The 10,113-nt window shown below is 75.2% G+C and carries 10 protein-coding genes; 3 read left to right on the top strand and 7 right to left on the bottom strand.

Translation table 11 applies throughout. The annotated features are described in order from the left end of the window. Window positions 1-509: 509 nt before the first annotated feature. The gene (locus tag FA014_RS14820) at window positions 510-761 is read left to right on the top strand and encodes a nuclease (RefSeq protein WP_154730425.1); all 252 of its coding nucleotides are present in this window, start codon (window positions 510-512) and stop codon (window positions 759-761) included. A 64-nt stretch (window positions 762-825) separates the two neighbouring features. Here the strand turns inward: FA014_RS14820 and FA014_RS14815 are convergent, their stop codons facing one another. Further along, entirely contained in the window at window positions 826-1,221 is a 396-nt protein-coding gene (locus tag FA014_RS14815) for an aldehyde dehydrogenase (protein WP_154730424.1), read from the bottom strand. Between the two features lie 108 nt (window positions 1,222-1,329). Here FA014_RS14815 and FA014_RS14810 point away from each other — a divergent pair, with 108 nt between their 5' ends. Together FA014_RS14810 and yidD are read left to right on the top strand one after the other, a co-directional pair. Beyond that, a complete protein-coding gene (locus tag FA014_RS14810; protein ID WP_154730423.1) occupies window positions 1,330-2,352 on the top strand; it encodes a S66 family peptidase in 1,023 nt (340 codons plus the stop codon). A 55-nt stretch (window positions 2,353-2,407) separates the two neighbouring features. Next, a complete protein-coding gene (yidD, locus tag FA014_RS14805; RefSeq protein ID WP_154730422.1) occupies window positions 2,408-2,686 on the top strand; it encodes a membrane protein insertion efficiency factor YidD in 279 nt (92 codons plus the stop codon). Window positions 2,687-2,692: 6 nt separating this feature from the next. Here the strand turns inward: yidD and FA014_RS14800 are convergent, their stop codons facing one another. The 6 genes from FA014_RS14800 to FA014_RS14775 all read right to left on the bottom strand — a co-directional run. Then, a complete protein-coding gene (locus FA014_RS14800) occupies window positions 2,693-3,400 on the bottom strand; it encodes a hypothetical protein (RefSeq protein ID WP_154730421.1) in 708 nt (235 codons plus the stop codon). Window positions 3,401-3,448: 48 nt separating this feature from the next. After that, window positions 3,449-4,357 carry a polyphosphate kinase 2 gene (ppk2, locus tag FA014_RS14795; protein ID WP_154730420.1) on the bottom strand — a complete coding sequence of 303 codons (909 nt, stop codon included), beginning with the start codon at window positions 4,355-4,357 and terminating at the stop codon, window positions 3,449-3,451. 48 nt (window positions 4,358-4,405) lie between these two features. After that, on the bottom strand, window positions 4,406-5,086 hold the full coding sequence (locus FA014_RS14790) for a DUF6766 family protein (protein ID WP_154730419.1): 681 nt from the start codon (window positions 5,084-5,086) through the stop codon (window positions 4,406-4,408). Between the two features lie 85 nt (window positions 5,087-5,171). Beyond that, a complete protein-coding gene (locus FA014_RS14785; protein ID WP_154730418.1) occupies window positions 5,172-5,591 on the bottom strand; it encodes a hypothetical protein in 420 nt (139 codons plus the stop codon). 57 nt (window positions 5,592-5,648) lie between these two features. Beyond that, on the bottom strand, window positions 5,649-7,013 hold the full coding sequence (locus tag FA014_RS14780) for a glycoside hydrolase family 30 protein (RefSeq protein ID WP_230323197.1): 1,365 nt from the start codon (window positions 7,011-7,013) through the stop codon (window positions 5,649-5,651). A 222-nt stretch (window positions 7,014-7,235) separates the two neighbouring features. Next, on the bottom strand, window positions 7,236-10,113 hold a 2,878-nt coding region (locus FA014_RS14775; protein WP_419178409.1), incomplete at its 5' end, for an Ig-like domain-containing protein.

Below are 10,113 nucleotides of genomic sequence, written 5' to 3'. Positions count from 1 at the left end.
CCCGAGCCGGCCGCGGCGCTCGCGGCCGAGGCCGCCGTGGCGGCGTTCCGCGTGGGCTTCGAGGCGTGGGTCGCGGGCGACGGCCGCCGCGGGCTCGACGACCAAGTGCGGGCGGCGCTCGCCGAGCTGCGCGCGCTCGCCGGCGGCTGACCGTCCACAGGGCGGACGCCGCCGGGCACCGGGGTCGGCCGCGTGACCAGCGGCGCCGCCCCCGCGCGGTCACCGTCCCTTGACACGTCCGGCGGGCCTGCTCAGACTCGTCGCCATGTCCGCCGCCCGGCACGCCCACGCGACCCCGCTCCCCGCGGGGCCCGTCGTCGTGCCCACGGTGCGGTGCCGCTGTCGAATGTGTCGCTGACGCCCCACCGGTCCCCCGCCCGCGCCTGAGCGCGCCCGGCCCGGACCCGTCCCGTCACCCCGCAGCAGCCGCCCTCCGCGTCGCCCCGGTCCGCCGGTCCTCGTCGCGCGGGCGTACCCGCACCCCCGCGCCGGACACCAGGAGCCCCGCAGTGCCGCAGCAGACCCGCGTCGACGTCCTCCCCATCCAGGAGGTCGTCGCCTCCGCCTCCCCCAGCGCCTGGCGCGACGGCCTCGTCCGTGCGCAGGGCGACGCCCAGGTGACCGTCGTCCTCCTCGACGGCGAGCACCGCGTGCTGACGACGCGCGCGACCCCGCAGCCCGGCGAGCCGGTGGCCGTGCACCCGGTCGCCGAGCTGCTGGCCGTCGGCGGCGTCTGGTACGCCGCACGGCCGTCGGTCTGACCACGCCCCCGGTCGCGGCGACCGGCCGGCCCGGCGGCTGACCGGGCCGGCGTCGCGTCACCGGTCAGGCCATCGAGGACATCATCGAGCGGCAGGCCTCGACCATCGCCCGGCACGCCTGCGCGCAGATGCGGCAGTGCTCGGACATCGACGCGTGCATCTCGCACTCCGCCGCGCACGCCTCGCCCACGGCGACGCAGGCCTGCACCATCGCCGACACGGCGGCCATGTCGTAGCCCGCGGGCCGCATCATCATCCGCATCGTGGTGGTGGCGACGTCCGCCGTGCTCGTGCACAGGGACGCACATCGCGCCATGTTCTCGCCGGCGTCGGCGTCGGCACACATGGTCGCGGCCATGGCCGCGGCGGAGCAGGCCTCGATGCAGGGCTGCATCGCGGTCATGTCCATCCCCGTCGTGCCGGCCGGCATCGACTTCATCATGTCCGTCATCATGCTCATGGCTCATCCACCCCTCGTGCGATCGGCTGGTGCTCCGGCACCTCACGACGCTACGCCGCGGGCTCCCGGGGCCACCAGGGGCGGGCGCGCGCTGCCAGACTGCGGCGCATGATCCGCTACCCCCGGCCGCTGGTCGCCGGCGACGTCGTCGGCGTGGCCTCCCCGTCCGCGGGGGTCACCGCCCCGCACGCCCGGCGGCTCGACGTGGCCGTCCGGCACCTCGCCGACCGCGGGTTCGACGTCCGCCTCGGGCCGCTGGTGCGCGGCGAGGGCGTGGCCAGCGGGCCCGCGACCGCCCGCGCCGCCGAGCTCACGGAGCTGATGACGGACCCGGCGGTGCGAGCGGTCGTGCCGCCGTGGGGCGGGGAGATCGCGCTCGACCTGCTGGACCGCCTCGACTGGGACGCCCTCGCGGCGGATCCGACGTGGTTCGTCGGCTACTCCGACATCTCGACGCTGCTACTGCCCCTGACGCTCCGCACCGGCGTCGCGACGCTGCACGGGCAGAACCTCATGGAGACGCCGTTCCGGGTGCCGGAGCCGCTGCTGCCCTGGCTCGACGTCGTGCAGGCGGAGGCCGGTGCGACGCTCGTGCAGGGCGCCGCGCCGCGGTACCGGTCGGCCGGGTACACCGACTTCGCCACCGACCCGGACGCCACGGAGGAGCCCCTCGACACCCTCGGCGGCTGGACCCGGCTCGACGGGGACGACGCCGTGCTGGTCGTCGGCCGTCTGGTCGGCGGGTGCCTGGAGACGGTGTCGCACCTCGCCGGGACGCCGTACGGCGACGTGGCGGCGTTCGCGGCGGCGCACGCCCCGGAGGGCACCATCGTCTACCTGGAGGCCGCGGGGGCGGACGCGACCGACGTCGCGCGCCGGTTGCTCGGCCTCCGGTACGCCGGGTTCTTCGCCGGCGCGAACGCCGTGCTCCTCGGGCGCACCCGCGGCCCGGACGTGCCCGGACTCACGCAGCACGACGCCGCGCGGCACGCGCTCGCCGACCTCGGCGTGCCGGTGCTGGCCGACGTCGACTGCGGGCACGTCCCGCCGCACCTGGCGCTGGTGAACGGCGCGCTCGCCACGCTCGAGCACGGCGACGGACGGTCGGTGCTGACGCAGGTGCTGCGCTGAGCACCGGCGCACCCGTCGGCGCGCGTCCGCGCCCACCCGCGCCTACCGTGGCGCGATGAGCCTCGCCGCCACCGCCGCCGACCGCCTGATCCGCGTCTACCAGCGCCGGATCTCGCCCCGGAAGGGCTACGCCTGCGCGCACCGGGTGGCGCACGGCGGGACGTCCTGCTCGGAGGCGATCCGGCGGACGGTCGTCGCGCGCGGGGTGCTGCGGGGCGTCCGGCCGACCGTCGCCCGGTTCGTCGCCTGCTACCAGGCCGCGGGCATGCTGGCCCAGTCGGACGTGCGCGGGGTGTGCTGCTGCGGCGGCATCCCGATCCCGTTCCGGTTCTGACGGGGATCAGCCGCCGGGGCCGACGACGAGCTCCCGCGCGTGCGCCAGGTCCGGCGCCACGGCCTCGGCCTGCGCCGCGCTGAGCGGCAGCGCACCGGCCTCGGCCAGCGTGGCCGCGGCGTCCCCCGCCCGCCCCAGCCGGACGAGCAGCTCCGCGCGGTACGCGAGCGCCCGGGCCCGCTCGTCGGCCGGCGCGTCGGGGTGCCGGGTCAGCCCGGCGTCGAGCGCCACCAGCGCCTGCGCGTCGTCACCGCGCGCGTCGCCCTGCCGCGCCGCGACCTCGACGGCGCGGGCGAGCCCGGTGGCGGCGGGCTCCTCGGCACCCACGTCGGCCTCGCGGTAGAACCGGAGCCAGCTGCCGCCGACGTCCACCACGGAGAAGCCGGTGGTGGTGCCCTGCTTGCGCCGCGGCCGCAGCAGGCGCGGGACCCCGGCGACCGGCAGCCGCCCGAGGTGCGCGCGCAGCCCGGCGGCGAACTGCTGGTAGAGCGCCTCCGCGTCCGGCACGACGACGATCACGCTGGCGTAGGAGCCCTCGGGGTCGAAGCCGTCGATGCCCGCGAGGTGGATCTGGATGTCCTGGAACCGGACGACCGCGTGCGGGTTCGGGCGCCGCTGCCGGTAGGTCGGGTGGAAGCCGAGGGCCTCGTAGAAGGCCACGGCGGCGTCGACGTCGGGGCAGGGCAGGATCGGGTACGTCCGCTCGCCGGCCATCTCGCCAGCATCCCGGGCGGCGCGCTCCCACGGCAAGACCGCCCGGTGCTACTCGTCCGCCGGCTCGTTCTTGCTGCGGATCACCAGCAGCGGGTCGGGCCGGCCGACGACGTCCAGGTCCTTGCCCTCGTAGTCGAACTGGTTGAGGAAGAACCGCATCGCGTTGATCCGGGCGCGCTTCTTGTCGTTGGACCGGATGATCGTCCACCGGGCGTGCCGCTTGTCCGTGCGGTGGAACATCTCCTCCTTGGCCTGGGTGTACTCCTCCCAGCGGTCCAGCGAGGCGAGGTCCATCGGCGACAGCTTCCACCGGCGCACGGGGTCGAGCTGGCGGATCGCGAACCGGGTGCGCTGCTCCTTGCGCGACACCGAGAACCAGAGCTTGGTGACGTGGATGCCGGAGTCCACGAGCATCTTCTCGAAGACCGGGGCCTGGCCCATGAACGCCTGGTACTCGTCCTCGGTGCAGAAGCCCATGACCCGCTCGACGCCCGCGCGGTTGTACCAGGACCGGTCGAACATGACGATCTCGCCCGCGGTCGGCAGGTGCTGCACGTAGCGCTGGAAGTACCACTGGCCGCGCTCGCGGTCGCTGGGCTTGGACAGCGCCACCACGCGCGAGGTCCGCGGGTTCAGGTGCTCGGTGAACCGCTTGATCGTGCCGCCCTTGCCGGCCGCGTCCCGGCCCTCGAACAGCACGATCGCCCGCTTGTCGTTGTCCTCGAGCCAGTACTGGAACTTGAGCAGCTCGACCTGGAGGCGGTACTTCTCGAGCTCGTAGGCGTCGCGGTCCATCAGCTCGGGGTACGGGTACCCCTCCTGCCAGGTGTAGACCGGGTTGCCCTGCGGGTCGATCAGGTCCGGGTCCGGCGTGTGCCCGTCCCGCACCGTGTAGCCGCTGTCGCGGAGGAACTCGATGTACTCGCGCAGGTCGCGAGGCGGGTTCACGACGGTCATGCGACCACTCTCGGGTCCGCCGGGCCGCCGCGCCAGTGCTCGGAGGGGTCAGGACTCGATGCCGGTGGCGCTGTGCGGGGCGCCCACCGGCTTGGACTCCGGGGACCCGCGCTCGCGCAGGTAGATGGCCAGCACGACCATCGACAGCACCGCGAGGAACTCGGACTGCCAGTTCTGCAGCGTCCGGCTCCAGAAGTCCGGCTCCCGCAGGTACTCCGCCCACGTCACCGGGTCCTGGAGGTCGCGCATCTGCTCCTCGGAGTACGCCACCGCGCCGGTCAGCGACTGCACGAACCACGACCCCAGGAAGATCGACCCCATCACCAGGGTCAGCGAGTGCGAGTACACGGACAGCCGCCAGCCCCGGACGCGGGCCCACGGCGGCGAGTCGGGGCCGGCGTGCTCGCCGACCGCCTGCTCCTCGTCGCTCTCCCGCCCGGCCTGGTCCAGCGGCTTCGACTCGGGCGAGCCCCGCTGCACGAACCAGACGGTGGCGGCGATGTAGAGCAGGAACTGCAGGAACTCCGACTGCCAGTTCTCGCTGAGGTCGACGGCGAACGCCGACGACGTGACGTACTCGCCGAGCGTGACGGGGTCGAGCCCGGCCGCCACCTGCTCGCGGTCGAACACAGCCACGCCGCTGACCGCCTGCCCGACGACGGCCGCGAGGAACAGCCCGAGGAAGAACAGGCTCAGCCCGTTCTCCCGCAGCCACCGCGGGGCCTTCACCGCCGCACCACCGCGAGCACGACGGCCAGCAGCAGCACCAGGTACGTGCCGGCCAGCGTCACGACGAACAGCACCCGCTGCGACCTCATGCCGCCACCTCGCAGTCGTAGGGCCGGTCCGGCCGCGGGTCGCAGCCCGCGGCGGTGACGACCCACCCCGCGCCGGACCGCGCGAGGAACACGGTGTCGCTGCCCAGCCGCACCTGCGCCTGCCGGCCGGCGACCCGGACCTCCCCCGGCCGGGCGTCCGCGGCGCGCTCGACGAGGTCGTCGGCGACCCCGCCCTCGGACAGGGCCCGCCCGCACGGGGCCTCCTCGTCCGCGGCGACCGTCTGCGCGACCGACCCGGCGAGCAGCGCGCAGGCGGCGTCCCCGTCACCGTCGGCCACCGCCGCGTAGAACGCGACCGCGACGTCCTCGGCCGCCCGGGCTGCGCTGCCCGGCCCGCAGGCGGCCAGCGACGCGGCCACCAGGGCCGCGCCCACCGGGATGCGCCACCGCCTCATCCGGGCATCGTGGCAGGGGTCGCCCCCGGCGGCGCGGCGAACCGGCTGCGGGGGCCCTCAGACCTCCAGGACGAACGTGTTCAGCGAGTCGGCGGGCAGCACCGGCGTGACGACCTGGTCGCCGACCAGCACCGCCACCGGCATCTCCTCGGAGGTGTCGTTCTGCATGACGACGACGAGCGAGCCGTCGGGGTTCCGGAACGCGACCTGGTTCTCGTAGCCGGCGTAGCTCAGCGTCGGCACCAGGCGCGCGCCCGGCCGCACGAAGTGGCTGACGTGCTTCAGCACGGCGTACTCGTGGGTGTACTCGAACGAACCGGTCTCCGGGTCGACGACCACGAGCGAGTTCTGCGACCAGCCCCAGCGGCTGACGCCGCCGCGCTCGAGCGACAGGTTCCAGTACTGGTACGCGTTCGCGCCGTTGTTGAGGAAGTCCCGCATCAGGCGCCAGGAGTACCGGGCGTACCGCCAGTCGTTCTTGCCGTCGCCGCACTCCTGCTCGGTCTGGTAGAGCCGCAGCCCCGGGTGGTCCTTCTTGAGGAACGGCACGATCGACTTGCCGTGCCACTGCACACCGATGCCGGTGACCTCCGCGGCGGCGTCGGGGTCCGCCAGCACCTCGTCGACCAGGGCCTGGTTCGGCCGCTCGACGGTGCCGAGGAACACCTCGACGCCGCGCTCCCGCATCTCGGGGCCGAGGTGCCGGAGGAACGCCGCGAGGCCGGCCGGGGTCCAGGTGCAGCTCGGGTAGGGCTGGGCCGAGTTGAACTCGTTCTGCGGCATCACCATGCCGATCTCGATGCCCAGCTCGCGGTACGCGTCGACGAACCTGCCGAAGTACGCCGCGTAGGTCGCGAGGTGCCGCTCGTCCTGGACGAACGAGTCCGTCCCCTCGGCCTGCACCTGGTCGGGCCGCAGGCCGTTCTCGACGCCGTTGATCCACGGCTGCACGGAGGCGTAGTGGCCGTTGGTCTTCATCCACTGCGGCGGCACCCACGGGGACGCCCACAGCCGCAGCGACCCCTGGTGCTCCAGCGCGGCCCGGATGTACGGCACCAGGGTCTCGTGGTCGTTCGCGATGCTGAAGTGCTCGAGGTCGAAGTCCCCCGGCACGTCGTCGTACGAGTAGTAGTCGCGGGCGAAGTCGTTGGCCGCGATCGGCATGCGCCCGATCGTGAAGCTCCCGCCGACGCCCGGGGCGAACATCTCCCGGAAGATCTCGGCGCGCTGGTCCTCGGTCAGGTGGGCCAGCGAGGTCCAGCCGAGCTCGTTGAACGTCGCGCCGAAGCCCTCGATCTCCTGCCGCTCGTCGTCCAGCTGGACGAACACGTCGGGGATCCGGTCGACGGCGCCGGGCTCGACGGCGCCGAGGTCCGTCCAGCGCTCGTGCTCGGTGGTGCTGGTCCAGCTCGCGATGCGCATCGCACACTCCACTTCGTCGTCCCCGGGGACCACGGCGGCCCCGGGTCGCGGCAGGGGCGCGCGCCGGTGCGAGGCACTACCTACCGCGTACTAGGTAGTGCGAGGCTACCGCTACTTCCCGACCGGTCGGACGGCATCGGGCGTCGGGCGCCACCTGGTCGGACCGGCGCGGAGGCCCGCGGGCCCCGGCGCGTCGGACGCACCGGGGACCGCGGGGCGAGGTCAGGCTCGCGCACCCCGGCGACGCCAGGCGACGAGTGCCGCCCCGAGGAGCAGCAGCACGGCTGCGCCGCCGACCGCCCCGGCCGCCTCGCCGCCGGTGACCGCGAGGCCGGCCGGCGCCGGGTCCGCCGCGCGGTACGTGATCCGCACCTGCGCGGTCGTCGGGTTGCCCTCGACGTCGAGCACCCGGTAGCGGACGGGGTCCGGGTCGCCCGTGAAGCCGGCGTCCGGCGTGAAGGTGATCGCCCCGGTCCGGGGGTCGACCGACCAGACCCCCTGGCCCGCGACGGTCAGCGTGGTGACGAGGTCACCGCCCGGGCCCACCAGCCGCACGCTGGTCGGGTCGAGGGCGCCGCGGTCGTTGTCGACCACGTCGACCGTGACGGCGGTGCCACGGGCGTTGCCCTCGTCCGCGTCGTCCGCCGCCTGCGGGAGGTACGTGACGACGACCTGGGCCAGGGCCGCGTCACCCGCGGTGCTCGTGACCTCGTACGTCACGGGCGTGGGATTGCCGTCGTAGCCGTCCTCGGGCGTGAAGGTGATGTCCCCGGTCACCGGGTCCACGATCCACACGCCCTCACCGGCGACCCGCAGCAGGGTGGCGCGGTCGCCCGACGGGCCGACCAGCCGCACGCTCGCGGGATCGAGGTCACCCGCGTCGTTGCCCACGACCTCCACGGTGACGGGCTCGCCCGGCGTCCGGCCGGTGCGCACGTCGTCCGCGGCCACGGGGCGGTAGGTGACGAGCACCTGCGCCGAGACGGTGTCGCCCGTGCTGTCGGTCACCTGGTAGCGGACGGGGTCGGGGCTGCCCGGGAACCCGACCTCCGGGGTGAAGGTCACGACGCCCGTCCGGGCGTCCACGGTCCAGGCGCCCTGGCCCGGCACGGCGAGCGCGGTGACCGGCACGCCGTCGGGGTCGAGCAGCCGCACGGTCGTCGGGTCCATGTCGCCGGCGTCGTTCGCGAGCACGTCGACGGGGACGGCGTCGCCGAGCGTGTTCCCGCGGGAGGTGTCGGCGGCCGCGTCCGGCACGTAGCCGACGGTGATGACGGCCGCCGCGGTGTCGCCGGTGGAGTCGGTGACCTCGTAGGTGACCGGCGACGGGTCCACCAGGAACCCCTCCTCCGGCGTGAAGGTCACCTCGCCGGTGCGGGCGTCGACCGTCCACGTGCCCTCGCCCGGGACGGCGAGCTCGGTGACCCGGTCCCCGGCGGACGTGACCAGGCGCGTGCTCCCGGGGACCAGGTCGCCGGTGTCGTTCCCGAGAGGGTCGACCACCACCACGTCGCCGATCGCGTGGCCGAGGTCGGCGTCGGCGGCGGCCGCCGGCACGTAGTCGACGGTGACCGTGGCGGTCGCCGACAGGCCGTTGGCGTCCGTGACGCGGTACGCGACGGGGGTCGGGTCGACGAGGAAGCCCGCCTCGGGCCGGAACGTCACCGCCCCGGTCGCCGGGTCGACCGACCAGGTGCCCTCGCCGGCGACGGTGAGCGACCTGACCCAGCCGCCGGACGGGTCGCGCAGCACCACGGAGGCCGGATCGAGGGTGGTGCTGACACCGCTGTCGTTGCCGAGCACGTCCACGGCCACGGCGTCACCGATGGTGTTGCCGGTGTCGGCGTCGTCCACCGCCGTCGGCGGCCCGACCACCGTCACCGTGGCGGTCGCGGCGTTGTCCGCCGGGTCCCCGCGGTCCTCGACGGAGGCGGTGTTGGCCAGCACCGCCCCGGGGGCGTCCGCGACCGTCTGGGTGGAGACGATCGTCAGGGTCTCCCCGACGTCGAGCCCGCGGCTGCCGGAGGACACCTCGCCCAGCACGGCGAACGGGCGGGCGCAGACCAGTGCGGCCGGCACGGCGTCCCCGACGGCGGCGTCGCACGTCACCGGCCCGCGCTCGAACGCGTCGGGCGTGCCACCGGTCGTGGAGACCGAGGTGATCGTCGCCGTGCCGGCGCCGGGCAGCGTGTCACGCAGGGTGACGACGTCCCCGCGGGTCATGGCCCGGGGGCCGGTGTTGGTGACGGTGACCGTCCACGTCAGGACGTCGCCCGACGTGGCCGTGCCGGTCGCCCCCGCGGAGCCGCCCTCGACGGACACCGTCTTGGTCACGGCGAGGTCGTAGGCGCACTCCACCCAGTCGAGTGCGATCGAGCCCGCCGGGCCGGCGCCCGTCCCGGTCAGCCGGCCGACGGCCGTCGCGGACACGTCGCTGGCCGAGGCCGCCACGAAGCTGGAGCCACCGCCGCCGCCACCGCCGGCGACCGTGTCGATGCGCGCCCCGCTCCCGTCGGCCTCGCTGTTCTGGATGGTCGTCGAGGCACCGCCACCGCCGCCGGCGTAGCCGCCACCACCGCCGCCGCCTGCGTCGTAGTTCGGGTCGAACGCGCCGGCGCCGCCCGTGCGCCCGGAGCCGGCGAGCCCGTCGAGCGCGGGGTCGACGCTGTGCGCGCCACCGCCGCCCGCGGCCTCGGTCCCACCCCGGCCGCCGCCGACGACGACGCGCTCGAGCGCGGCGGTCTGCCCCTCGTAGCCGTCGGTCCCGGGAGAGCCCGCCGCGACCTGCCCGGGCCCCGTGGGAAGGCCGGCGTCGCCACCGAAGCCGTCCGTCGAGACGGAGTGGCCGCCGCCGGAGCCGCCGCCGCCGCCCGCGAGCGCCGCGAGCTCACCGTCGAGCAGCAGCTCGCTGTACCCGCCGCCACCGGCACCGCCGTGCTGGCCGACGACGGCGCCGCCCGCCCCACCACCGCCCGCGCCGCCGGCGCCGCCTGCCGTCCCGGAGTTCTCCCGCCCGCCGCCTCCGACGGAGCCGCCGACGGACATGCCCGGGACCACGGGGAACGTCGCCACGACGCGCGCCGCACCGCCGTTCGCGCCG

Source organism: Cellulomonas hominis, from assembly GCF_005239125.1.
GTDB classification, from domain to species: Bacteria; Actinomycetota; Actinomycetes; order Actinomycetales; family Cellulomonadaceae; genus Cellulomonas; species Cellulomonas hominis_A.
This window is presented reverse-complemented; position numbering and strand designations above follow the sequence as displayed.

Coding starts and splice junctions, on each gene's coding strand:
- FA014_RS14815 (WP_154730424.1), bottom strand. CDS start 1,221: ATGAGCATGATGACGGACATGATGAAGTCGATGCCGGCCGGCACGACG.
- FA014_RS14810 (WP_154730423.1), top strand. CDS start 1,330: ATGATCCGCTACCCCCGGCCGCTGGTCGCCGGCGACGTCGTCGGCGTG.
- yidD (WP_154730422.1), top strand. CDS start 2,408: ATGAGCCTCGCCGCCACCGCCGCCGACCGCCTGATCCGCGTCTACCAG.
- FA014_RS14800 (WP_154730421.1), bottom strand. CDS start 3,400: ATGGCCGGCGAGCGGACGTACCCGATCCTGCCCTGCCCCGACGTCGAC.
- ppk2 (WP_154730420.1), bottom strand. CDS start 4,357: ATGACCGTCGTGAACCCGCCTCGCGACCTGCGCGAGTACATCGAGTTC.
- FA014_RS14785 (WP_154730418.1), bottom strand. CDS start 5,591: ATGAGGCGGTGGCGCATCCCGGTGGGCGCGGCCCTGGTGGCCGCGTCG.
- FA014_RS14780 (WP_230323197.1), bottom strand. CDS start 7,013: ATGCGCATCGCGAGCTGGACCAGCACCACCGAGCACGAGCGCTGGACG.